At 62.5% G+C, this 23,422-nt stretch carries 24 protein-coding genes; 13 read left to right on the forward strand and 11 right to left on the reverse strand.

Translation table 11 applies throughout. The annotated features are described in order from the left end of the window. The 3 genes from ABFC66_RS12890 to coxB all read right to left on the reverse strand — a co-directional run. Nucleotides 1-329 (reverse strand): UbiA family prenyltransferase (locus ABFC66_RS12890; RefSeq protein ID WP_346741370.1); only part of this gene is annotated, 329 nt, incomplete at its 3' end. 80 nt (nucleotides 330-409) lie between these two features. Next, a complete protein-coding gene (gene ctaD, locus ABFC66_RS12895; RefSeq protein WP_346741371.1) occupies nucleotides 410-2,017 on the reverse strand; it encodes a cytochrome c oxidase subunit I in 1,608 nt (535 codons plus the stop codon). A 57-nt stretch (nucleotides 2,018-2,074) separates the two neighbouring features. Next, a complete protein-coding gene (coxB, locus tag ABFC66_RS12900; RefSeq protein ID WP_346741372.1) occupies nucleotides 2,075-2,929 on the reverse strand; it encodes a cytochrome c oxidase subunit II in 855 nt (284 codons plus the stop codon). A 561-nt stretch (nucleotides 2,930-3,490) separates the two neighbouring features. On the opposite strand from coxB, the gene ABFC66_RS12905 reads away from it, so the two are divergent. Genes ABFC66_RS12905 through ABFC66_RS12915 form a run of 3 tightly spaced genes read left to right on the forward strand, consistent with a single transcriptional unit; the run spans nucleotide 3,491 to nucleotide 5,886 of the window. Beyond that, on the forward strand, nucleotides 3,491-3,889 hold the full coding sequence (locus ABFC66_RS12905; protein WP_346741373.1) for a hypothetical protein: 399 nt from the start codon (nucleotides 3,491-3,493) through the stop codon (nucleotides 3,887-3,889). 45 nt (nucleotides 3,890-3,934) lie between these two features. Continuing rightward, the gene (gene tldD, locus ABFC66_RS12910; protein ID WP_346741374.1) at nucleotides 3,935-5,368 is read left to right on the forward strand and encodes a metalloprotease TldD; all 1,434 of its coding nucleotides are present in this window, start codon (nucleotides 3,935-3,937) and stop codon (nucleotides 5,366-5,368) included. A 2-nt stretch (nucleotides 5,369-5,370) separates the two neighbouring features. After that, nucleotides 5,371-5,886 carry a hypothetical protein gene (locus tag ABFC66_RS12915; protein ID WP_346741375.1) on the forward strand — a complete coding sequence of 172 codons (516 nt, stop codon included), beginning with the start codon at nucleotides 5,371-5,373 and terminating at the stop codon, nucleotides 5,884-5,886. Here the strand turns inward: ABFC66_RS12915 and ABFC66_RS12920 are convergent. From ABFC66_RS12920 to ABFC66_RS12935, 4 genes are all read right to left on the reverse strand, one after another. After that, complete coding sequence (locus tag ABFC66_RS12920) at nucleotides 5,883-6,386, reverse strand: topology modulation protein (protein ID WP_346741376.1); 504 nt, start codon at nucleotides 6,384-6,386, stop codon at nucleotides 5,883-5,885. The two genes, ABFC66_RS12915 and ABFC66_RS12920, sit on opposite strands and share 4 nt — an antisense overlap. Before the next feature lie 5 nt (nucleotides 6,387-6,391). After that, nucleotides 6,392-6,775, reverse strand: coding sequence for a VOC family protein (locus ABFC66_RS12925; RefSeq protein WP_346741377.1), 384 nt, complete (start codon nucleotides 6,773-6,775; stop codon nucleotides 6,392-6,394). 137 nt (nucleotides 6,776-6,912) lie between these two features. Continuing rightward, a complete protein-coding gene (locus ABFC66_RS12930; RefSeq protein ID WP_346741378.1) occupies nucleotides 6,913-8,283 on the reverse strand; it encodes a glutamate--cysteine ligase in 1,371 nt (456 codons plus the stop codon). A 176-nt stretch (nucleotides 8,284-8,459) separates the two neighbouring features. Further along, nucleotides 8,460-9,248, reverse strand: a complete 789-nt coding sequence (locus ABFC66_RS12935; protein ID WP_346741379.1) for a 16S rRNA (uracil(1498)-N(3))-methyltransferase — start codon at nucleotides 9,246-9,248, stop codon at nucleotides 8,460-8,462. 99 nt (nucleotides 9,249-9,347) lie between these two features. On the opposite strand from ABFC66_RS12935, the gene ABFC66_RS12940 reads away from it, so the two are divergent. From ABFC66_RS12940 to ubiA, 4 genes are all read left to right on the forward strand, one after another. Next, complete coding sequence (locus ABFC66_RS12940; RefSeq protein WP_346741380.1) at nucleotides 9,348-9,695, forward strand: NUDIX domain-containing protein; 348 nt, start codon at nucleotides 9,348-9,350, stop codon at nucleotides 9,693-9,695. A 241-nt stretch (nucleotides 9,696-9,936) separates the two neighbouring features. Further along, on the forward strand, nucleotides 9,937-11,112 hold the full coding sequence (locus tag ABFC66_RS12945; RefSeq protein WP_346741381.1) for a hypothetical protein: 1,176 nt from the start codon (nucleotides 9,937-9,939) through the stop codon (nucleotides 11,110-11,112). Further along, entirely contained in the window at nucleotides 11,102-11,434 is a 333-nt protein-coding gene (locus ABFC66_RS12950; protein WP_346741382.1) for a hypothetical protein, read from the forward strand. Before ABFC66_RS12945 ends, ABFC66_RS12950 begins: the two co-directional genes overlap by 11 nt. Before the next feature lie 4 nt (nucleotides 11,435-11,438). Then, nucleotides 11,439-12,362, forward strand: a complete 924-nt coding sequence (ubiA, locus tag ABFC66_RS12955) for a 4-hydroxybenzoate octaprenyltransferase (RefSeq protein ID WP_346741383.1) — start codon at nucleotides 11,439-11,441, stop codon at nucleotides 12,360-12,362. Here the strand turns inward: ubiA and ABFC66_RS12960 are convergent. After that, a complete protein-coding gene (locus ABFC66_RS12960) occupies nucleotides 12,359-13,609 on the reverse strand; it encodes an MFS transporter (protein ID WP_346741384.1) in 1,251 nt (416 codons plus the stop codon). The genes ubiA and ABFC66_RS12960 overlap by 4 nt on opposite strands. Nucleotides 13,610-13,962: 353 nt before the next feature. Here ABFC66_RS12960 and ABFC66_RS12965 point away from each other — a divergent pair, with 353 nt between their 5' ends. From ABFC66_RS12965 to ABFC66_RS12980, 4 genes are all read left to right on the forward strand, one after another. Then, nucleotides 13,963-14,634 carry a TetR/AcrR family transcriptional regulator gene (locus tag ABFC66_RS12965; protein ID WP_346741385.1) on the forward strand — a complete coding sequence of 224 codons (672 nt, stop codon included), beginning with the start codon at nucleotides 13,963-13,965 and terminating at the stop codon, nucleotides 14,632-14,634. Next, nucleotides 14,631-15,650 (forward strand): fatty acid desaturase family protein, encoded by a 1,020-nt coding sequence (locus tag ABFC66_RS12970; protein WP_346741386.1) that lies wholly within the window; start codon nucleotides 14,631-14,633, stop codon nucleotides 15,648-15,650. Before ABFC66_RS12965 ends, ABFC66_RS12970 begins: the two co-directional genes overlap by 4 nt. A gap of 117 nt (nucleotides 15,651-15,767) precedes the next feature. After that, nucleotides 15,768-16,844 (forward strand): phosphotransferase, encoded by a 1,077-nt coding sequence (locus ABFC66_RS12975; protein ID WP_346741387.1) that lies wholly within the window; start codon nucleotides 15,768-15,770, stop codon nucleotides 16,842-16,844. A gap of 149 nt (nucleotides 16,845-16,993) precedes the next feature. After that, on the forward strand, nucleotides 16,994-18,937 hold the full coding sequence (locus ABFC66_RS12980; protein ID WP_346741388.1) for a PAS domain S-box protein: 1,944 nt from the start codon (nucleotides 16,994-16,996) through the stop codon (nucleotides 18,935-18,937). Between the two features lie 6 nt (nucleotides 18,938-18,943). Here ABFC66_RS12980 and ABFC66_RS12985 read toward each other — a convergent pair whose 3' ends face one another. The 3 genes from ABFC66_RS12985 to ABFC66_RS12995 form a co-directional block, all read right to left on the reverse strand. Beyond that, the gene (locus tag ABFC66_RS12985) at nucleotides 18,944-19,594 is read right to left on the reverse strand and encodes a glutathione S-transferase family protein (RefSeq protein WP_346741389.1); all 651 of its coding nucleotides are present in this window, start codon (nucleotides 19,592-19,594) and stop codon (nucleotides 18,944-18,946) included. A 71-nt stretch (nucleotides 19,595-19,665) separates the two neighbouring features. After that, a complete protein-coding gene (locus ABFC66_RS12990) occupies nucleotides 19,666-20,904 on the reverse strand; it encodes an acyl-CoA dehydrogenase family protein (protein WP_346741390.1) in 1,239 nt (412 codons plus the stop codon). 153 nt (nucleotides 20,905-21,057) lie between these two features. Next, complete coding sequence (locus ABFC66_RS12995) at nucleotides 21,058-21,525, reverse strand: nucleoside deaminase (protein ID WP_346741438.1); 468 nt, start codon at nucleotides 21,523-21,525, stop codon at nucleotides 21,058-21,060. Between the two features lie 79 nt (nucleotides 21,526-21,604). On the opposite strand from ABFC66_RS12995, the gene ABFC66_RS13000 reads away from it, so the two are divergent. Further along, entirely contained in the window at nucleotides 21,605-22,855 is a 1,251-nt protein-coding gene (locus tag ABFC66_RS13000) for a pseudouridine synthase (RefSeq protein WP_346741391.1), read from the forward strand. Further along, entirely contained in the window at nucleotides 22,852-23,418 is a 567-nt protein-coding gene (rsmD, locus tag ABFC66_RS13005; protein WP_346741392.1) for a 16S rRNA (guanine(966)-N(2))-methyltransferase RsmD, read from the forward strand. The genes ABFC66_RS13000 and rsmD overlap by 4 nt, the downstream gene beginning before the upstream one ends. Nucleotides 23,419-23,422 lie beyond the last annotated feature (4 nt).

Here is a 23,422-nt window from a genome sequence, read left to right on the forward strand (position 1 = left end):
GCGGCCGTGTTATTGACGGCCAGCGCCATCGTCAGCACCGAGCCGACCGAAAGAGTGATGCCCCAGGCGAAGGCCTCGCCCGGAGTGACCCGGCCGGCCGGAATGGGCCTGCCGGCGGTACGCGCCAACTTCGCGTCGATATCGGCGTCGTACCACATGTTGAGCGCGCCCGACGCGCCCGCGCCGATCGCGATGCAGAGCAGCGCGGTGAAGGCGATAACCGGATTGATGTGTCCAGGCGCGACCACGAGCCCGACGAGCCCCGTGAACACCACGAGCGACATCACGCGTGGCTTCAGGAGCTCGAAGTAGTCCCGGGGGGAGGCCATGCCGTTTTGCGGCAGGGCCTCGCTCCCGAGGCGATCGCTTGTGATCGAACTGTCCGACATCTTTCGGGACCGGTCCTTGCTTACTTAATACGCGGCAGTTCGTTGAACTGATGGAACGGCGGCGGTGAGGACAGGGTCCATTCGAGCGTCGTCGCACCCTCGCCCCACGGATTGTCGGCAGCCTTCTGCTTCTTCACGAAGGCGTGGATCACGCCGATGAGGAAGATGGCAACGCCGACGACCGAGAGATAGGAACCGATCGAGGAGATGTAGTTCCAGAAGGCGAACGCATCCGGGTAGTCCGCATAGCGGCGCGGCATGCCCGAGAGGCCGAGGAAATGCTGCGGGAAGAACACCATGTTCACGCCCACGAACATCGTCCAGAAGTGCAGCTTCGCAATGAACTCGCTGTACATGTAGCCGCTGATCTTCGGGAACCAGTAGTACCAGCCCGCGAAGATCGCGAAGACGGCGCCGAGCGACAGCACGTAGTGGAAGTGCGCGACGACGTAGTAGGTGTCCTGCAGCACGCGATCGACGCCGGCATTGGCGAGCACGACGCCCGTCACGCCGCCGATGGTGAAGAGGAAGATGAAGCCGATCGCCCAGACCATCGGAGCGCGGAACTCGATCGAGCCGCCCCACATCGTGGCGATCCACGAGAAGATCTTGATGCCCGTGGGAACGGCGATGACCATCGTCGCGGCGACGAAATAGGCCTGCGTGTTGACCGAGAGGCCGACCGTATACATGTGGTGCGCCCACACGACGAAGCCGACGACACCGATCGCGACCATGGCATAGGCCATGCCGAGATAGCCGAACACGGGCTTGCGCGAGAAGGTCGAGATGATCTGGCTGATCATGCCGAAGCCTGGCAGGATGAGGATGTACACTTCGGGATGGCCGAAGAACCAGAAGAGATGCTGGAAGAGCACCGGATCGCCGCCGCCTTCAGCCTTGAAGAAGGTCGTGCCGAAGTTGCGGTCGGTGAGGAGCATCGTGATCGCGCCGGCGAGAACCGGGAGCGAGAGCAGAAGCAGGAACACCGTCACCAGAACCGACCAGACGAAGAGCGGCATCTTGTGCAGCGTCATGCCCGGCGCGCGCATGTTGAAGATCGTGGTGATGAAGTTGATCGAACCGAGAATCGACGAGGCGCCCGCGATGTGGAGGCTGAGGATCGCGAAGTCCATCGCCGGTCCGGGGGTGCCGGAGGTCGAGAGCGGCGGATAGATCGTCCAGCCGCCGGCGACGCCGAGGCCGCCCGGCTGACCGGGAACGAACATCGAGATGACGAGCAGCGCCAACGCAGGCGGCAGCAGCCAGAACGAAATGTTGTTCATGCGCGGGAAGGCCATGTCCGGCGCGCCGATCATGAGCGGCACGAACCAGTTGCCAAAACCGCCGATCATGGCAGGCATGACCATGAAGAAGATCATGATCAGGCCGTGGCCGGTCACCAGCACGTTATAGAGATTGTGGTCGAGGTGAAGGATGCCGCCGCCCGGATACATCAGGTTCATGCGGATCATCACGGACATCGTACCGCCGACCAGACCCGCGATGATCGCGAAGATCAGGTACATCGTGCCGATGTCTTTGTGGTTGGTCGAATAGACGTAGCGCCTCCAGCCCGTGGGGTGGTCGGCGTGAGCGGCGTGCGCGGCCTCAGCTTGCCCTGCCATCTGTCTTATCCTTCGCTCTTATAACTGTTCTGTTGTCTGTCTAAGCCGAAGCCGGGTTCAGTGGGCGATTTCGGCCTGCGCCGTCTTCACCAGCGCGGAAGAGGAGCCAGCGTCGGCCGACTTCTTCTGCTCCGCGAGCCAGCTTGCGAATTCTTCCTTCGTCACGACCTTGATGCTGATCGGCATGAAGGCGTGCGACTGGCCGCAAAGTTCGGAGCACTGGCCGTAGAACATGCCGGTCCTGGTCGCCTTGAACCATGTTTCGTTCAGACGGCCCGGGATGGCGTCGATCTTCACGCCGAACGAGGGGACCGCGAAGGAGTGGATCACGTCGGCGCCGGTGACGATCACGCGGACCGTGGTGTCGACGGGAACGACCATCGAGTTATCTGCGGCGAGAAGGCGCGGCTGGCCCGGCTTCAGGTCCTTGTCCTCGATGATGTTCGAGTCGAAGGCGATGCCGCCCTCGTCCGGATACTCATAGCCCCAGTACCACTGGTAGCCGGTCGCCTTGACGGTCAGCTCCGCCTGCGGAATCACGACTTCCTTGTAAAGGAGACGGAAGGAGGGGATCGCGATGACGACGAGGATCATCACCGGGAGAACAGTCCACACCACTTCGATGAGCGTGTTGTGCGTCGTCTTCGACGGCGTCGGATTCGACTTACGATTGAAGCGCACCATCACGATGATGAGCAGCAACGTGACGAAGAGCACGATGGCGGTGACGATGTAGAGGAGTAGGTTGTGGAAGGCGATCAGGTCTTCCATGACCGGCGTCGCCGCCGCCTGCATGCCCATCTCCTTGGGTGCCGGCATGCCGTCCGCAAGCGCCGAGGCGATGAAACCGCCATCCAGATGACCGATCGCGAGCGCGATCGCGAAGAGGCCCATACCAATCAGAAACCGCATGCTTGTTCCCAGCTCCCAGTGTCTTCCCGCTTTAGGTGAGCCTCTTCCTGCCGAAGAGCGCCGCCTTTCGAAGAAGTTTCGACCTGCCAACACAAATTCCGATCCTGCAACAATTGCAGGCCTGTCCCTTTTTTGAGGAGTGCCGCCGTCCGCCCCGGGCCTGACGCCGCCTTCCCCCTCCATCCCTCCCCGCGTGTCGCAGACCGCCTTCAAGTGGTCGCGCCGTCGCAGGACGAAAAGCCGCATGTAGAATTCTGGGCGTCAGAAAACATAAACCGATGCCCGCCGCAAGCATCTCGACGCGTGAAAATCCCCCCATCCCCTTCGATGAGCGAACTGGAGCTGCAATCGCTCTTGAATTTCGTTCTCGTCGAGTCGTCTCGCGAGTATAGACACGCAGCGGCGATCAGCCACATCCCTTGGCTGCCTTTTGCGACGTTTTGCCACAATTGAAGCAGCTCGGCTGGACGCGCACCGCCCCTCGCACAGCATTACGGGAAAGGGATCGACGCAGCGTCGCAAAGGAGTAAAGTGATAGTCACTCTCAGGAGGCAGATGTAGATGCGTGACGAGGCCCTGATCCATTTTCACTACGGCCGGCAGATTTCGGCTGGTCTCGTCCTTGCCGCCAATGGCGCAGCGGCACCCGATCTCATCAGCGAGGCGGCGCCCTATCTCGACCCTCGCAGCCCGGGCCGCTCGGTGGTTGGATTTTGTGCCTGCCATCCCGATATGGTGGAAGACGTGATCGCGCCCCCGCCCCCGGGCTGGGAAGAGTGGCGCTTCACCGAATGGGACAATTGGTTCGGCCGCATCAATGGCGTTTTCCTGGTCGATCTGAAGCAGCTTCGCGTGGTGCAATATCCGCTCTATAGCTGCGGTTCGAACGTCGTGCGCTGCGACCTCTCGGGCCTGCCCCGGCGGCTGGTTCCGGTCGAGGAATGGCTCGCGCGCAAATAACGGCCGTCCCGGACACCCCGCGCGACGGCAAGATCGGGAATTGAGATGAGCAACTCCGCTGACGACCTTTTCTTCTCGCAAGCCGGGCTCGACCGTTCACGGGTCGAGAAACTCGTGGGCCAAGCGCTCGACGGCGCGGAGGATGGCGAGCTTTTCCTCGAATACCGCCAGTCGGAAGCCCTCGCCTTCGACGACGGGCGTCTCAAGACCGCGAATTTCGACACGTCGCAGGGATTCGGCCTGCGCTGCGTGGTCGGCGAATCGACGGGCTTTGCCCATGCCTCGGACCTTTCCGAGAGCGCGATCAAACGCGCGGGCGAGGCGGTGCAGGCGGTGAAGCAGGGCCGCAGCTTCACGCTGGCTGAAGGCCCGAAGCGAACCAACATTCATCTCTATTCCGATGAGAACCCGCTCGGCGCGCAGAGCTTCGAGCAAAAAGTGAAACTGCTTTCAGATATTGACGCCTATGCCCGCGCCAAGGATTCCCGCGTCCGGCAGGTTTCGGCATCGCTGGTCGGCGAGTGGCAGGCGGTCGAGATCATCCGGCCGGATGGCACCTTCGTGCGCGATATCCGCCCCCTCGTCCGGCTCAATGTCTCCGTCATCGCCGGTCAGGGCGACCGGCAGGAAACCGGCAGCTATGGCGTGGGCGGCCGTACCGGCTACGACATCTATATAGACCCGCTGCAATGGCAGGCGCAGGTGGACGAAGCCCTGCGTCAGGCTTTAGTGAATCTGGATTCAGTTCCGGCGCCGGCCGGCGAGATGGATGTGGTGCTCGGGCCGGGATGGCCGGGAATCCTGCTTCACGAAGCGATCGGCCATGGGCTTGAAGGCGACTTCAACCGCAAGAAGACCTCCGCCTTCTCCGGCCTGCTCGGCAGCCGCGTCGCGGCCCCCGGCGTCACAGTCGTCGATGACGGCACGCTGGCGAACCGCCGCGGCTCGCTCTCGGTCGACGATGAAGGCACGCCGACCTCGCGCACCGTGCTGATCGAGGACGGCATCCTCAAGGGCTACATGCAGGACCGGATGAATGCCCGCCTCATGGGCATGGCGCCCACCGGCAACGGGCGGCGCGAATCCTACGCGCATCAGCCCATGCCGCGCATGACCAACACCTACATGCTCTCCGGCAATCACGAGCCCGACGAAATCCTGCGCTCGGTGAAGAAGGGCCTTTATGCCGTCTCCTTCGGAGGCGGTCAGGTGGACATCACCAGCGGCAAGTTCGTCTTCACCTGCACCGAGGCCTATCTCATCGAGAACGGCAAGATCGGCGCACCGGTGAAGGGCGCAACCATCATCGGCAACGGCCCGGATGTGCTCACCCGCGTCGCCATGATCGGAAACGACATGAAGCTCGATCCGGGCATTGGCACCTGCGGCAAGGCCGGCCAGGGCGTCCCCGTCGGCGTCGGTCAGGCAACGCTGCGGATCAACGGGCTGACGGTCGGCGGAACGGCGAAGGCGGCGTAAGCTTGAGTCAGACTCGGCAGAATACTGCGGACCGCAAAGGCGCATTCGAAGCGACGCTTTCTCGGATAGCCGTTCTGCATTCGCCGTGGCGCGAACTCGCCATCGCTACGCTTGGCGTTGTGGCCTCTGCCATGGCGCTCATGTCATTTCTTGCCAGTATGGCTTTCTTCCTTCCGATTTGGCTCGTCCTGATCTTCAAGTCGCCATTCCTGCTCGCGCTGCTCTTCGTGCTTGGCCCTGCCTGCCTGACGGCGCTCACCTATTCTTACGTACGGTTCCGCCTGTGGCAGAAAAATGAGACGCGGCCATGGAGCCACAGATTGCTCCTTCGACTCATCATCAGGACATGGCTAGTGCTCGCCTTCAATTTTCATACCTTTGGAGTATTCCTGCTCGTCATGAGCGCATGGTGGGGCACAAGCTTTCTCGAAATGTTTCCTCTTATGGGGCGCAAGCGCGAGGGGAGCGTCCTGCTTGAAGATGCGCTCTTTGAGCACCACCCTGAAACAAGCGACTAGACACTATCCAGAAATGCAGCGATCTCGGTGTCGCTGCACAATCGCACCAGCGCCGCATGCACGCCATGCTTTGCGATGGCATCCTCAATCTTCGCGTCGTGTTTTTCCTTGAACGTCCAGACATAGCGGAAGAACTCGGGGTCGATGCGCTCAGGACAGCCCGGCGCCACATCCTCGCGCGCACGTCCGAACTGCGTCACCGCACGCCATAGCGCGCGGCGGAAACAGACACCGCGCGGCTGGTCGACCCAGATGATCGTGTCAGCGCACGGCATGCGACGATCGAAGGTCTTGGTGTAATTCCCGTCAATAATCCAGCGCTCACCCGCAAGCGCTTCATCGAGCTTCGGAAGGAACTGCTCGTCTCCGAGCTCGACCCAGCCGGGCGTCCACCATATCTGGTCGAGATGTATCACCGGCAGATCAAGCTGCGCACCCAGCGCCCGCGCAAGCGTCGACTTGCCGCCACCGGAGCAGCCGATGACGAGAATGCGCTTCATCTGCCTCACCCGTTCTTGCTGTGGCAGACCGCCTGAATCTTGTTGCCCTCGGGATCGCGCACATAAGCGCCGTAGTAATTCGGATGGTAATGCGGGCGGAGGCCCGGCGCGCCTTCGCTGGTGCCGCCGTGAGCAAGGGCTGCGGCATGGAAGGCATCGACCGCCGCGCGGTTCGGCGCAAGGAAGGCGACATGGCCGCCATTGCCCGGCACATGCGGTTTGCCATCGAAGGGCTTCAGCACGAAGACCTTCGGTCCTGCCGCCGTGCCGTAGCTCAGTGTGCCGTCAATCTTGAAGAAGGATTGGATGCCGAGCGTCGCCAGCACCGCGTCGTAAAAGGCTTCAAGCTTCTGCGGATTATTCGATCCGATGGTCACGTGACTGAACATGGCGTCCTCCCGTTTTCCCCCGCATCGTCATGGCCCGACTTGTTCGGGCCATCCATGACTTTAATCACCGCTATCAAGAAAGACGTGGATGCCCGGGTCAAGCCCGGGCATGACGCAAAAGGAGAGCGCGTCAAAGACTAGAACGCATACTCCTTGAACACCGGATCGACGCTGCCGTTCCAGCGCCCGTGGAAGGCTTCGAGCATTTCCTCGGCGGGCGATTTGCCCTTGCCGACTATGTCCTCAACGGTGGAAAGGAACACGGTTTCGTTCTCCGAGCCCGCGCCATCGTCCTTGGCACGCGCCTTCAGGCCCGCGCGCGAAATCTCGACCGCGCGGCGCGCGATGTCGAGAAGCGTGCCATTGCGGAAAGGCGTCTTGAAGCCTAGGCGGGGCACATCATCGCGAAGCTGCTGGCGTTCTTCCGCCGTCCAGTCCTTGACGAGATCCCAGGCCGCATCGAGCGAGGACTGGTCATAGGTGAGGCCGACCCAGAAAGCAGGCAGCGCGCAGATCCGCGCCCAGGGCCCGCCATCGGCGCCGCGCATCTCGATGTAATTCTTGAGCCGCGCTTCCGGGAAAATGGTCGTCAGGTGGTTGATCCAGTCGCCCCGCGTCGGCGTCTCGCCCTCGGCGCCCTTGAGCTTGCCTTCCATGAAGGTACGGAAGGACTGGCCCGTCACGTCGATATAGCCCTTCTCGCGATGCACGAAATACATCGGCACGTCGAGCGCGTAGTCGACATATTGCTCGAAACCGAAGCCCTCATCGAAGATGAAGGGGATCATGCCTGTCCGCGCGCGGTCCGTATCGGTCCAGACATGCGAGCGGTAGGAGAGATAGCCGTTCGGCTTTCCTTCCGTAAACGGAGAATTGGCGAAAATCGCCGTGGCGATGGGCTGGAGCGCGACGGCGACGCGCAGCTTCTTCACCATGTCCGCTTCGGAAGCGAAATCGAGATTCACCTGAACGGTGCAGGAGCGGTACATCATGTCGAGACCCATGGTCCCGACCTTCTTCATGTACTCGGTCATGATCTTGTAGCGGCCCTTGGGCATGACCGGGATCTGGTCGCGCCGCCAATTGGGCGTGAAACCGAGACCGAGGAAACCGAGGCCGAGTTCGCCGCCGACTTCGCGCACCTGCGCGAGATGGTCGTGCAGTTCCGCGCAGGTCTGGTGCAGCGTTTCGAGCGGTGCGCCCGAAAGCTCGAATTGTCCGCCGGGCTCAAGTGAAATATTGCCGCCACCCTTCGGGCTTTCGAGGCCGATCAGCGTCTCGCCCTCGCGCACGGGAAGCCAGCCGAAACGTTGCAGGCCTTCCAGCATGGCGCGGATGCCGTTTGCCCCTTCATAGGGGACGGGCGAATGGTCGGCGAGGTGGAAGGGAAACTTCTCATGCTCCGTGCCGATGCGCCATTCGGCCTTCGGCTTGGAGCCGCGTTCGAGCGCGGCGACGAGATCGTCCCGGCTCGTGATGGGCTCGGGCCCTGCGACGAGTACGCTCATGAAGAGCCCCCTGGGTTGGACAGGCCGTGTCGTTGATCGCGAGGCCGCATCGCCCCTGCCCGGTCCCCGGCCCTTTTTCTGACGTCGCCAACATGTAGGAGCGCCGCCGCGACCTGACAAGCGCTAAAGAATTGCCTCCGTGAACTTGCGAACGCTACGCAAAAAGCGTCCGCCTGCTACCAGTCGCCCAAAATCATCTGGACGGCAGCAAGCGCCGCGATGGCGGCCGTATCGGCCCGCAGGATGCGGGGCCCGAGCGAGATCGCCACCGTGTCCTTGCGGGTATGAAGCCGGGCGCGTTCTTCCGCGTCGAAGCCGCCTTCGGGGCCGATGAGCAAAGCATAAGGTTGCCCCCTGCCGCCTTCCGCCGCGAGGCGCTCCAACGCCACTTTCGAGCCGCCGGGCTCGGCGGCCTCATCGCAGAAGAGAATGCGCCTTGGCCCTTCGCGTTCGCTCCAGCGGTCGAGCAGCGTGTCGAGCTTCTCCGCCTCGCGCACCTCGGGCAGCGCCACTAGCCCGCATTGCTCGGCCGCCTCGACGACATTGGCCTGCAGGCGCTGATCCTTGACGCGCGAAACGATGGTGCGCCGCGTGATGACCGGCTGGATCATTGCGGCGCCCATTTCGGTCGCCTTCTGGGCGATGAAGTCGAGCCGCGCGCGCTTCACCGGCGCGAAGAGAAGCCATATGTCGGGCAGCGGCTGATGCGCCCGCGTCCGCTCGATCACGCGCAGGATCGCCGCCTTCTTCGAGGCTTCTTCAATCTCGGCGGCCCATTCGCCGTCATGCCCGTTGAAGATGAGAACACGCTCGCCCTGCCCCATGCGCAGCACATTGATGAGGTAATGTGACTGGTCCTTGTCGAGCTGGACGTCGCCGCCCGCCGCCATCGGCGCATCGACATAAAGCCGCGTCTTGCCGGTGCCGCAATGCGCGGGGCTGTCGTCGTCTTCGTCGTCGCGCATCGCGCTGTCACCCTCTCCGTCATGGCCCGGCTTGACCGGGGCATGACGATTAGAACTATGGTAATCACAAGACAATCGGAAACGAAAACCGTCGGCCCCATGCAAACTCGCCCAACCGTTCGCATTCTCTTCCTCGACGCCGGGGGCCGATTGCTGCTCATGCGCGCGCACGACCCGGATGTCGGGGACCACGAGGGCCGCGTCTCGGACACATCCTACTGGTTCACCATCGGCGGCGGCATCGAGCCCGGCGAAGACCCGGCCACGGCGGCTCTGCGCGAAATCGGCGAGGAGACCGGGCACACAAAGGTCCGCCTCGGACCGCCGGTCTGGTATCGCGAATGCGTCCTCACCGTCAAAGGCGAGAAGCGGCTATTCGAGGAAACCTATTTCCTCGCCTGGACCGAAGAAGTTGACGCCGCTCTTTGCGCTACCGCGCCGAGGTGATCAGGGAGCATTGACATAATGTCAGTAAACGGAGTTTTAAAAGATAATCAAAGGTCTTTTCTATATAAATCTGATTGTATAAGGAATATCTTTACATAGTTTTTGACGTGGAGTTCGTTGAGGCTTTGCACCTTGGCGGTGCATTTGCCGAATCCGGCACAATATCGCATTTTTTGCACATTCGGATTCCGATTGTGCCCAACTTACTTCCGAAGGATTCTCGAAACCAGAGGGGGGCTTTGTGGCGTCTGAGAATACGGTGGTCGTCCGAAAGAGAATCTGGATCGCCGCGGGCTTGGTCACGGCATCACTATTCACGCTTTTTATAGGCCATCTCTGGTTGAAAGAAACGGACACCATGTGGAGCATGGTGGATGGCAAGTCCGCGCCTGGAATGCTGAAAATCGAGCTGATCAAAACGCTCAGGTTTGGACAATATACGACCGCTGTCGCCTGGAGTTCAGATGGCCGCTATCTCGCAACCTCAGACTATTACGACAAAGTCGTCAGAATCTGGGATGTAAAATCCTGGCGCCAGCTTCATGTCATCACCAAGAAGACAATGGGCGCCGGTCGAATGCTGTTTATGCCGGACAGCAAGACTCTCATCGTCTCTTCCACGCAACTTGGCGACGACCGCTCCGCGGTGACGCTCGTCGATGTGCCAAGTGGCGAAATCATTCGACAGGTTGACGGGCCAAACGAGATTTCGGGCCCAGACGGTTGGGCGATGGCAAATCAGCCTCGCAATTTCGATCTAAGTCATGACGGAAAATATTTGTTTGTGAACCATCGGGCAAAACAAGCCCGAAAGGCGGGTGTCTATGTCTACGACGCCAAGAAGTGGAACATAGTTTCCTTTATACGACCCAAATGGGGGGTGATGGCTTTGGCGGCGGGTCCGCTGGATGATCAGCTTGTGACATCCGATGTCTACGGTGGACTGCAGATCTGGAGCGTTTCTCAAGCGCAGATGGTCGAGGAGTTTCCTATCACGAGCTCGTGGATCAAATCGATCGCGGTTGAAGAAGGTGGGAATCGAGTAATCGCAGGCCAGGCCGGGGTGGGAAGGCGGCGAGACCAGGTGTCAGGCAAAATTGTGCCCTATGGAGACATGGATACTCTTCGGCTCTGGAATCTGAAGACCAAGGAAAAAATAGCCTCGGCGACTCTATCGCCTCAAATCGGGACCGTTCGCCTTTGGCGGGAGGGTGGCATCGTTGTGGCCTCCGGCGGTGACAGACGGCTGGTTGTCTATAGCCTGTCGGATTTGCGAGAAATTGCGGTGCTGCGCAAATTCTCTCAAGAATGCGCGGATATCGCCTTTTTGCACGACGGCGGCCTGCTTGCTGTAGCGGGAGATGACGAAGTCTTGATCTATTCAATCAAGTTTGGAGGAAATCCGAATGGCGACTGAGCTTGAGGTATGGACGTTCGCCAATTTGGCATCGGTCGGAAGCGAAAATTTTCCGACCATGCTTATACCCTTGACGCGAGCGGGCTCCCTACTCCCACGGGATGGACTTATCTGGCTGATTAGTCGGCAACCGAAACAAAGCGCCTTGAGCAGCGAGAACTGGACCGAGCTCGAACGCGCCGTGATAAAAGACATGAAATGGTGGGATATGGATGAGTTGATGGCGAGCGACGATATTTTCTATCCGCTCTGCCTCAAGGAATATCTGCCGCCCCTTCTCAATGGCGAGTATCCTGCCGGCACCATCACCATCGGGCTTTGAGTTCATGTCCACTTCCGCCAGCGAAACCCGCGTCGCCGACGCACCGGCTGAAAACTGGGTCGACCGCTGGGCGCCAGCGCCGCTCCGCCCCTATGCGCGCCTCGCGCGGCTCGACAGGCCCATCGGCACCTGGCTCTTGCTGCTTCCCTGCTGGTGGTCGATTGCGCTTGCCGCCGGTGGCTTGCCCGATTTCCGCCTGCTCGTTCTTTTCGCCGCCGGCGCCATCGTCATGCGCGGCGCGGGCTGCACCTTCAACGACATTGTGGACCGCGATTTCGATGGTCGCGTCGAGCGCACACGCTCGCGCCCGATCCCCAGCGGCGCGGTGAGCGTGAAACAGGCCTGGGCGTTCCTCGTCCTTCAATGCCTGATCGGCCTCGCCGTGCTGCTGGCGCTTTCGCCGCTCGCGATCCTGCTCGGCATTTCATCGCTGGCCATCGTCGCCGCCTATCCTTTCATGAAGCGCATCACCTATTGGCCGCAATTCGTGCTCGGCCTCGCCTTCAACTGGGGCGCGCTGATGGGCTATGCGGCGGCGACAGATCACCTCGCGCTTGCGCCGGTGCTGCTCTATCTTGGCTCCATCGCCTGGACCATCGGCTATGACACGATTTATGCGCATCAGGACAAGGATGACGACGCGCTGATCGGCGTCAAATCGACGGCGCTGCGCTTCGGCGCGGCGACACATCGCTGGATGTGGATGTTCTATGGCGCGATGTCGATCACGCTTGTCGCGGTCGGCATTTCGGGCGCGCTTGGGCCGATCTACTTCGCGGGCATTGCGCTCGCCGTCGCGCATCTCGTCTGGCAGATCCGTTCGCTCGACATCGACGACTCGGGCCGCTGCCTGAAGCTCTTCCGTTCCAACCGCGATTTCGGATTGATCGTCTTCGCAGCCATTGCGGTCGACCGCATTTTCATCTAGCCCGGCTTCACATCCGTCAGCCTGTCGATCCTGCGCAAGGCCGGGAAGAGCCACATCCAGAGCGCGACGACGCCGATCGTGCCGATCCCGCCGACCACGACTGCGGGCACGGCGCCGATCCAGCCCGCGACCATGCCGCTTTCGAACTCTCCGAATTCGTTCGACGCGCTGATGAAGATGAGATCGACGGCGCTGACGCGGCCGAGCTTCTCGGGCGGCGTCGCAAGCGGGATAAGCGTCGAGCGCACGAAAACGCTCACCATGTCCGCGCCGCCCATGACGAAAAGCGCCGCAAGGGACAATGCAAAGCTCTCGGAAAGACCGAAGACGATGGTCGCCACACCGAACAGCGCGACACAGGCAAACATCGCAAGGCCCGTATGCCGGTGGAGCGGCCGCCAGATGAGCAGGAAATTGACGATGACCGCGCCGATGGCCGGCGCCGAGCGCATGAGGCCGAGGCCCTCCGGCCCCACATGCAGAATATCCTTCGCGTAGATCGGGAGCAGCGCCGTCGCGCCGCCGAGCAGCACCGCGAAGAGATCGAGCGAGATCGCGCCGAGCACGATGGGCTGCGTCCTGATATAGGCGACGCCCGCCATGGCGCGGGCGAAGGCCCCCATGGTCGGATCGACGGGCTGCTGCTGATGCTGCGTCCGCAGCGCGACGAAGGCGACTGCCACAGCGGCGAAGAAGAGAAGGCAGGCCGCATAGGCCGCCGTCGGTCCCCAGATGTAAATGATGCCGCCCAGCGCAGGGCCACCGATCACCGCGACCTGAAAGGACGACGAACTGAGCGCGATGGCGCGCGGCATCTGCTCCTTGGACACGAGCAGCGGCACGAAGGAGCGCAGCGCCGGCCCGGCAAAGGCGCGTGAAATGCCGGTTAGGACCAGCACCAGATAGAAGGGCCAGACATTCGCCGTTTCCATATGGGTGAGCGCGATGAGGAGCGCGATGGCGAGCGCCTGCAGACTGTAGCTCACCGCCACGATCAGCCGGCGGTCGATCCGGTCGGCAACGTCGCCGGCCGGCAGGATCAGCAGCACCATGGGCAGGAACTGCGCGAGCCCGACAAAGCCCAGCGCCGTCGCGCTATGGGTCAGATCATAGATCTGCCAGCCAACCGCGACCGACTGGATCTGCGCGCCCAGCGTTCCAAGAAACCGCCCCGTCAGGAAGAAACGGAAATCCCGCACCCCGAGGAGGCTTTTGAGGGAGACGTGAGGCGTGGAGGACGTGTCCATGGATATCGCTCGAAGCTGGAATCCCGCAGCCATCACGCCGCCTGGCGGGTCCCCTCGACCCCGCGCTGCGCTTTATGGCTCAGGATTCGCGCCCTGTCGCGCTCCATCGCTTGGCGGAAACGCAAACCCATTGGCGCAGGATAATGAATTTGGTTTCACTTTTTCAGCTATCGAAGCCGGCAGCTCTCACCGGCCATCAGGCGCGCCGCTTATAAGAGTGAATTATATTTCACAACATAAAACCCAAATGACAGCCGGCGGCAGGTGCCCGCTCCCCGAAGCTCCATCACGAACGTCTTGACGACAAATCTGAATCATAGTTCATTTCCTTTATTCGAATGGAGGTTCATGCTTTGGCCTATAGACGCACCGATTCCGTATCCGCACGACTTGCCGACACTCGGCGGCATATCCTGAATGCGGCTCGCGAGCTTGTCGCTGAAGGCGGATTCGCCGCCGCGCAGATGACGGAAGTCGCGCGCAAGGCCGGCGTCGCCACCGGAACGCTCTATCGCTATTTCCCCTCCAAGGAGGAGCTTTGCCGGCAGGTCTTCCGCGAGGTTTCGGCCCGCGAGATGAACGTGCTCGCCGGTATCGCCCAGGGTCCCGGCACGGCAGCCAAGAGACTTGAATCGGTGTTACGCACCTTTGCCACCCGCGCCGTGCGCGGCCGCAGGCTTGCCTATGCGCTGCTGGCCGAACCCGTCGATGTCGGCCTTGCCGAGGAGCGCGCCCGCTTCCGCCGCACCCATGGCGAGATCTTCGCTGGCATTCTCGAAGAAGGTATCGCGGCTGGCGAATTCGCGCCGCGCGACGTGAAGGTCACCGCCGCCTGCATCGCGGGCGCGATCCCCACGGCGCTGATCGGCCCGCTCGCGCCCGAGTCACACGAACTTGAGGAGAAAGGCGATAAGGTCGTCGACGAGATCATGGCCTTCTGCCTCGCAGGCGTCGGCCTGCTCCAGCCGCGTATCAAAGTGAAGACGCCAGAACCCAGGATTGCCGAACCGAGGATCAGAGCATGATAAGTGCCAGCGAACTCCTGACCCCTGCCCAGCTTTCCATCGTCCGCGCCCGCTCCGACTGGCGCGGCCTGTGGTGTGTCGTTCATGCGTGGGCCGTCATCTTCGGCTCCATGGCGCTTTTCGTCTGGCTCCCCAATCCGGTGACCTTCCTCGTCGCGGTGGCATTGATTGGCGCCCGCCAGCTCGGCCTCGCGATCCTGATGCATGACGGGGCGCATGGCGTCCTCTGCCACAATCCGAAGCTCAATAATTTCCTCAGCCAGTGGCTCTGCGCCTATCCGATGATGGCGGAGACGGGCGCCTATCGCCGCTATCACCTGAAGCACCACGCCCATACGCAGCAGGCCGAGGACCCGGACCTCATCCTCTCCGCGCCCTTTCCGATCACGAAGTCGAGCTTTCGCCGCAAGATGATTCGCGACCTCACCGGCCAGACGGGCTACCAGCAGCGCAAGGCGCAGATCCTGAATGCGCTTGGCCGCCCCGACTGGCCGCTCGAACGCCGCCTGCAGAATTACTGGACGAAGCTCGGCCGCGCCACGATCTGCCAGTTCGTCATCTTCGCGATCCTCGCCATCAGCGGGCATTGGTATCTCTACTTCGCGCTCTGGCTCCTGCCCTTCCTCACCTGGCAGCAGGCGATCACGCGCATCCGCAACATCGCGGAACACGCGATGGTGCCGGACAGCAATGACGACTTCCGCAACGCCCGCACCACCAAGGCGAACATCTTCGAGCGCGCCCTCGTCGCGCCCTACTGGGTGAACTACCACGTCGAGCACCATCTCATGATGTGGGTGCCCTGCTACAACCTGCCCAAGACCCGCGCCTTCCTGATCGCCAACGGCTTCGGCCCGCGGATCGAGACGAAGTCGAGCTATGCCGAGGTGCTGCGCATGGCGACCTCGCGGCCCGAGAACGAAGACAAGCCCGGCGATCTCGCGCACAACGCCCGCCGCCAGCGCGTCGAAGGCACGATGGGCGAAGGTTTCAAGCCTTCCGACGAAACAGCCTGAGGCCCATTCCGTCGCGTCACCCCGGCCCTGCCCGGGGCGACGCTTCCCCGACATTGTTTTTCCTCGCCCCGTGCTGCTAAATCTCTCCCAACAAGAAATTCCAGGGGAGAGACGGCCATGGCCGACACAGCGCAGCAGAACGCGGAAGGCGAGATCGGCGACGTGCGCGAAGCGCATCGCTTCGACGTGAAGCGGCTCGAAGCCTATTGCCGCGAAGCGGTGGACGGCTTCACCGGCGCGCTCGACGTGCGCCAGTTCTCCGGCGGCCAATCGAACCCAACATTCCTGCTGACCGAAGAGGGCCCAAAGGGCACGAAGCGCTATGTCATGCGCAAGAAGCCGCCGGGCGTGCTCCTCGCAAGCGCCCATCAGATCGACCGCGAATACCGCGTCATGAAGGCGCTCGCCGACACGGATGTGCCGGTCCCGCGCATGTATGCGCTCTGCGAGGACGACAGCATCATCGGCACGTCCTTCTACGTGATGGAATATCTCGAAGGCCGCGTCTTCCGCGAGTCGACCATGCCCGGATCGAGCGAGGCCGAGCGCAAGGCGATCTATTCGAACCTCGCCGAAAATCTCGCGCGTCTCCACAAGGTCGATTACGAGAAGGTCGGCCTCGGCGATTTCGGCAAGCCCGGCAATTACTTCGAGCGCCAGATCGGCCGCTGGATCAAGCAGTATCGCGGCGCGCAGACGACCGATATTCCGTCGATGGAAGAGCTGATCAAGTATCTGCCCGAACACATTCCCGACGAGCAATCGGTGACGATCGCCCATGGCGACTACCGCCTCGGCAACACCATGTTCCACCCCACCGAGCCGCGCATGATCGCCGTGCTCGACTGGGAGCTCTGCACCATCGGTCACCCGCTGGCGGATGTCGCCTATAACTGCATGTACGACCTGCTCGGCGTCGCCGGCGGCGTCGGCCCGATCGACAGGAAGAAGACGCCGGGCATCCCGACGGACACGGAATATGCCGCCGAATATTGCCGCCATGCTGGCCGCGACGGGATCGAGAACTGGAACTTCTACCTCGCCTTCTCGATGTTCCGTCTCGCCTCCATCAGCCAGGGCGTCTACAAGCGCGGGCTCGACGGCAATGCGAGTTCGGAGCGCGCGATGACGCTCGGCGACGCGTGCCGCAATCTCGCGGACAATGCTTGGGAGATTCTTCAGCGCAAGGACTAGCGGCCGGGACGCGCATGGTTAGCGAAGCGTAAACGCCCGCGCTTCAACAAATGTTAAAGCTCTAACTTTAATCTTCTCCCGTCCGGCGTGGCACACAGGAAGTGGCGCCGCCGTCCGGATGGCCTGTCAGGCCGGATTCGGGGTGGAAGATGGCTCGTCGCAAGAATGTGCAGCCGGAAAAACAATCGTCGTCCGCATCGCGCGACGGCGCCCCGCCGCATTGCGCGAGCGAAAACTTCTTCCGCGCTCTCATCGAAAATGCAGGCGATATTCTGACGCTGCTCGATGCGGAAGGCAGCGTCCGCTATCACAGCCCCGCTGTCCGCGAGGTTCTAGGCTTCGATCCGATGCCCATGATCGGCATGAGTGTCGTCGAGGCCGTTCATCCGGATGACCGCGAGCGTGTCCGCGAGCGTCTCGACGCCTGCACACGCTCCCCCGACTGGGTGTCGATGGAAACATTCCGTCTGCCCCATATCGACGGAAGCTGGCGCTGGGTGGAAGCGCGGGCGAAGAACCTGCTTGGCGATCCGAATGTCGGCGCGATCCTCTGCGTCTCGCGAGATGTGACGGAGGCGCGCCGCCTCGCGCAGCAACTCCACGAAGCGGAACGCCTTGCCCGCTTCGGTCATTGGCGGTGGACGAAGGGCGCCATGGCGCCCACATGGTCGGAAGGCGTCGCGAAAATCCTCGACCGACCGCTCGATGACCTTCCCACTGGGGGCGACTGGCATCTCGATCTCGTCCATGTCGACGACCGCGACAAGCTCCTGTCGAAATTTCTCGATGCGTTCGAGACCAGGGAACCGGTCATTTCCGTGACGCGCTTCCTCGCCGGCGATGGCAGCTATCGGCACATCAAGACACAGGCCTATGGCGAACTCGACGCGCATGGAGAAGTGGGCGCGCTGGTGGGCCTCGTGGAAGATGTGACCGAGGAGATCAGGGCTGAAGAAGCGCTGCGCCAGAGCGAGGCCAAATACCGCCTGCTCGCGGAACGCGCCTCGGACATCATTCATCACATCACGCCGGACGGAAAGCTCGTCTTCATTTCACCCTCGGTCGAAGGCATTCTCGGCTACACGCCCGAAGAGATGGCGCAGATCGCGGAGGTCACCCCATATATCCATCCCGACGATCGGCACCGCGTGGCTGCTTACTACGGTCAGCTTCTCGAAGATGACGGGACGGCGCGCCTCGAATATCGCTTCCGCCACAAATTTGGCCACCATGTCTGGGTGGAAACGACGATGCGTCCGGTGCGCGACCCGGTCACGCTCGCCATCACCGAGCTGATCGGCACGACACGCGACATGAGCGAGCGCAAGTTGCAGGAGTTCGAGCTGCTGGAGGCGCGGGAACGCGCGGAGGCCGCGAGCCGCACCAAGTCGCGCTTTCTCGCCAATATGAGTCACGAGCTTCGCACACCGCTCAACGCCATCATCGGCTTCTCGGAAATGCTGAAGCTGGAGATGTTCGGCAAGCTCGGCCATCCGCGCTATGTGGAATACGCGCATCTCATAAACGAGAGCGGCGGCCTTCTCCTCGACCTCATCAGCGACATTCTCGACATGTCGAAGATCGAGGCGGGGAAATACGATCTCCATTACGAGCGCACCGACATTGCGACCGTTGTGAGTTCCACTGTCAGCCTCGTCCGTCCCCGCGCCGATGAGGGCGGTCTTGCGCTTGAGGCCTGCATACCGGCCAATATTTCAGCCATCCCGCTTGTCGCCGACACGCGCGCGCTGAAGCAGATTCTTCTTAATCTTCTCTCGAACGCGATCAAGTTCACGCCGAGGGGCGGTCACATTCAGGCCGGCGTGAGCGCGATCGAGGGCGGTGTGCGCTTCAATGTGACCGACACAGGTCTTGGCATCGCGAAGGAAGATCTGCCGCGTCTCGCGCGACCCTTCGAACAGGCCTCGCTGGACGCCGATCTCTCGAAACAGGGGACAGGCCTCGGCCTCGCGCTGGTCCGCTCACTGGCGGAACTGCACGGCGGCACGTTCAGCATCGAAAGCGAATTGGGCCGCGGCACGAGCGTCAATGTCGATCTGCCGCTCATGCCGGCAATGGTGGCCGCTCAATAGAAGCGTTCAGCGCCCCATGGCCTTGCGAAGCGCCACGTCCAGCTCCGTCAGAACGCGGGCGACATGGGGATCTTTCTTTAGTCCCTCGTAGTAGCTCCGCAGCGTCGGCGCAATCGCGAACACATCGGCAATGCCGAACATCGGCCCGACCTCGACATAGAGGAAGAGCATCGGCGCCAGAGTGCAATCCGCGAGCGAGAGCTTGCCGCCGACCGCGTAGGGCGCGCCGTCGAGATAGAAGGAAAGCCAGCCGATGCCCTTGCGGAGTTCCGTCAGCATGCGGTCGACCAGGGCCTGATCGCGGCCCTTGGGATTGATCTGCCCGAAAAGATTGTTCATCGGCTCCATGACATAGAGGTCGCCGATGCGTGACAGGAGCCTCACCCGGGCGGCTTCCAGCGGGTCTGTGGGCCGGAGCGAAGGCCCGCGCCCCAGATCTTCGAGAAATTCGCAGATCACTTCCGATTCAGGCAGCGCCTCGCCGTCGAACACCAGCGTCGGCACCTTGTGCATCGGATTGAGCCGCTCGACCTCGGCCTCGAGTTCCGGCGTACTGAACCCGTCGACGATCTCGACATCGAGGCCCTTCGCATAGATCGCGAGGCGAACACGCGCCGAGAACGGCGACAGCTGGGCGTTGTAGAGTTTCATGCTCATGGAAACTTCCCTCGGCACCAAAACGGCCGATCCCTTGTCTGGACCGGCCGTTCAGTTTCTTCATGCCTGCCTTACTCGGCAGCGGCGCGTACCTTGTTCGAGTATTTCTTGAACTCGAGCTTGGCGATGGTGCGGGCGTGGACTTCGTCCGGACCGTCGGCCAGACGCAGCGTGCGCATGCCCGAATACATCCTGGCGAGGCCGAAATCGGTGGTCACACCGCCGCCGCCATGCGCCTGGATCGCATCATCGATGATCTGGAGCGCGACATTCGGCGCCGCAACCTTGATCATCGCGATCTCGGCGCGGGCAACCTTGTTGCCCACCGTGTCCATCATGTAGGCGGCCTTCAGCGTGAGCAGACGCGCCATCTCGATGTCGATACGGGCGCGGGCCACACGCTCTTCCCACACGGAATGCTCGGCAATCTTCTTGCCGAAGGCTTCGCGCGTGAGCAGACGCTTCACCATGAGTTCAAGCGCGCGCTCGGCGACGCCGATGGTGCGCATGCAGTGATGGATGCGGCCAGGTCCAAGGCGGCCCTGGCTGATCTCGAAACCGCGGCCTTCGCCGAGAAGCAGGTTCTCGGCCGGAACGCGGACATTTTCGAGAATGACTTCGGCGTGACCATGCGGCGCATCGTCATAGCCGAACACCGGCAGCATACGGACGACCTTCACGCCCGGCGCGTCGAGCGGCACGAGGATCTGCGACTGCTGGCGATAGGTGTCGGCCTTCGGATCGGTCTTGCCCATGACGACCGAAATCTTGCAGCGCGGATCGCCGACGCCCGACGACCACCACTTGCGGCCGTTGATGACGTATTCGTTGCCGTCACGCTCGATGCGCGTCGAGACATTGGTGGCGTCCGACGAAGCGACATCCGGCTCGGTCATGAGATAGGCCGAGCGCATTTCGCCGTTGAGCAGCGGCACAAGATATTCCTTCTTGTGACGCTCGGAACCGTAACGCTCCAGCACTTCCATGTTGCCGGTGTCGGGCGCGGAGCAGTTGAACACTTCCGAGGCCCAGCCGACGCGGCCCATGATCTCGCAGAGCGGCGCATATTCCATGTTGGTCAGGCCGCCGCCGAGTTCGGACTCGGGCAGGAAGAGGTTCCACAGGCCTTCCTTCTTGGCGAGCGGCTTCAGATCCTCAAGGATCTGCGGCACCTGCCAGGGATTGCCTTGGGCGCGGAACGCGGCCATCTGCGCGTCATAGGTCTTTTCGTTCGGATAGATATGCTCGTCCATGAAGCGGTTCAGGCGAGCCATCAGCTCCTTCGTCTTGTCGGAATATTCGAAGTCCATATCGTCTCCCTCGAAGTTTGGTTTGAGCGAGGCGGCCTCGCGGCCTCCCCGCTCCAATAGCGAGTGGCAGGGACTGTAGCGGGTTGATCTCCGCAAATCACGAGTCAAATCGCGCCGCGGCGGAAAGAGGCAACCGGAAATGAGTCCGGCTCTTCAGTTTCGCCGCAGTGCAAAAAAATCGCGAAGCATGTCTGCGGCGCGGCGTTCGCCGATACCCCCGTAGACGTCGGGACGATGATGGCAGGTCGATTGCGCGAAAATGCGCGGACCATGCTCGACGCCGCCGCCCTTTTCGTCCGGGGCGGCAAAATACACGCGCCTCAACCGCGCAAACGAGATCGCCGTCGCACACATGGGGCAGGGTTCGAGGGTCACATAGATATCGCAACCCGTCAGACGTTCTGACCCAAATCGGGCGCAGGCCTCGCGTATCGCCAGAAGCTCGGCGTGAGCGGTCGGGTCCCTGAGTTCGAGCGTGCGGTTCCCCGCCGCTGCGATGAGCGTGCCAGCCCCATCGACGATCACAGCGCCGATGGGCACTTCGCCCCGCAACCCGGCGGCCTCCGCCTCCGCAAAGGCAAGGTCCATGAAGGTCGGGGCGGGTTTCGGCGCTTCGGTCATGGGCGGGACCGTGCCCGCGGGGCCGAACCTCGTCAAGACGCGGCTTCCGGCCCGCGCGTGCGCCTGATAAAGAAGGGCCATGAACGCCCCCAGAACCGCCAGACCGGGCCAGCCCCGGCCCGATCAGAGCAAACACAAGCCCGCCCCCTCCACCGCCGAGGCGCGGCAGGGCGAGCGCATCGCCAAGGTCATCGCCCGCGCAGGCATCTGCTCGCGCCGCGACGCAGAGCGCCTGATCGAGGAGGGCAAGGTCTCGGTCAACGGCAAGGTGCTGTCGTCGCCCGCCTTCAATGTCACGCCGCGCGACCGGGTGACGGTCGATGGCCAGGTTCTGCCCCAGTTCGAACCGACCAGGCTCTGGCGCTATCACAAGCCCGCCGGCCTCGTGACCACCGCGAAGGACCCGGAAGGCCGCCCGACCGTCTTCGAGCACCTGCCGCCCGACATGCCGCGCGTCGTCTCGGTCGGCCGCCTCGACATCAATACGGAAGGCCTCCTCCTTCTCACCAATGACGGCGAGCTTGCCCGCCTGCTCGAACTGCCCGCCACCGGCTGGACGCGGCGCTACCGCGTGCGCGCCTGGGGCGACATTACGCAGGAAGCGCTCGACAAGCTGAAGGACGGCATCGAGGTCGAGGGCGTGCGCTACGGCCCCGTCGAAGCCTCGCTCGACAAGGTGCAGGGCTCGAATGTCTGGCTCACCGTCGGCCTCAAGGAAGGCAAGAATCGTGAAGTGAAGCGCGTGCTCGGCGCGCTCGGCCTCACCGTCAACCGGCTGATCCGTCTTTCCTTCGGTCCCTTCCAGATCGGCGACCTTCTGGAAGGCGAGGTCAAGCAGGTGCCGAACCGTGTACTGATGGATCAGCTCGGCGCGCATGGCGAAGCCTTCAAGGCGAAGATCGACCTCGCCGAAGATGTGACGTTCAGCCCCACCAGAAAGCCTGCCGGCAAGGCGCCCGCGAAAAAGCCCGGCGCCCCGGCAGGTGCCAAACCCGGCGCCAAGCCCGGCAAGTCGCCGGTCGCGCGCGACAAAAAGCAGGACCGGACCTTCGGCAGCAAGCCGGACCGCGCAGGCGGCAGAAGGCAGGAGCGCGAGCGCGGCCCCAGCACAGACAGTTTCTACACACCCAGGAAAGCGGAGGGCGGAAAGCCCGGCGGCCCGAAGCAGAAGACGCGGGCCGATCTGCGCAAGGCTGGGGGCAAGCCCGCCACAGGCAAGACTTTCGCCGCAAAGCCTGCGGGCGGTAAAGCCTTCGCGGGCAAGCCCGGGGCAGGAAAACCGGCGGGCGGCGGCAGGCCCTCTCGCGGCAAACCCAATGGCAAGAGATGAGAATAGTCGGCGGAACCCATAAGGGCCGCGCCATCATGGCGCCGCCCGGCCACAATGTGCGCCCCACCAGCGACCGCATCCGCGAGGCGCTGTTCAACATCCTGGCCCATGCTGATTTCGAGGGCTTCGACCTCGAAGGCGCGCGCGTGCTCGACCTTTTCGCCGGAACCGGCGCGCTCGGCCTCGAGGCGATTTCGCGCGGCGCCGTCTTCTCGCTCTTTGTGGAAGAAGACGCCGATGCGCGGGGCGCGATCCGCGAGAACATGGAAGCGCTCGGCCTCACCGGCCATGCGAAGATCTACAAGCGCGACGCGACCACGCTCGGCCCCAGGCCCGGCAGCGTCGGCCCCGCCTTCTCGCTGCTCTTCGCCGATCCTCCCTATGGCAAGGGCCTCGCCGAACTGGCGCTCATCTCCGCGAAGAATGGCGGCTGGCTCGAACCCACCGCGCTTTGCGTCGTCGAGGAAGCCGCAAGCTCGCGCTTCGCCGCGCCCGAAGGCTTCGAGGAAATCGACCGCCGCCAATATGGCATCACCGAAATCGTGTTTCTGAAACAGGCGTGAGACG

Origin of the sequence: Parvibaculum sp. (genome assembly GCF_039680535.1) — a bacterium.
Taxonomy (GTDB): Bacteria; Pseudomonadota; Alphaproteobacteria; order Parvibaculales; family Parvibaculaceae; genus Parvibaculum.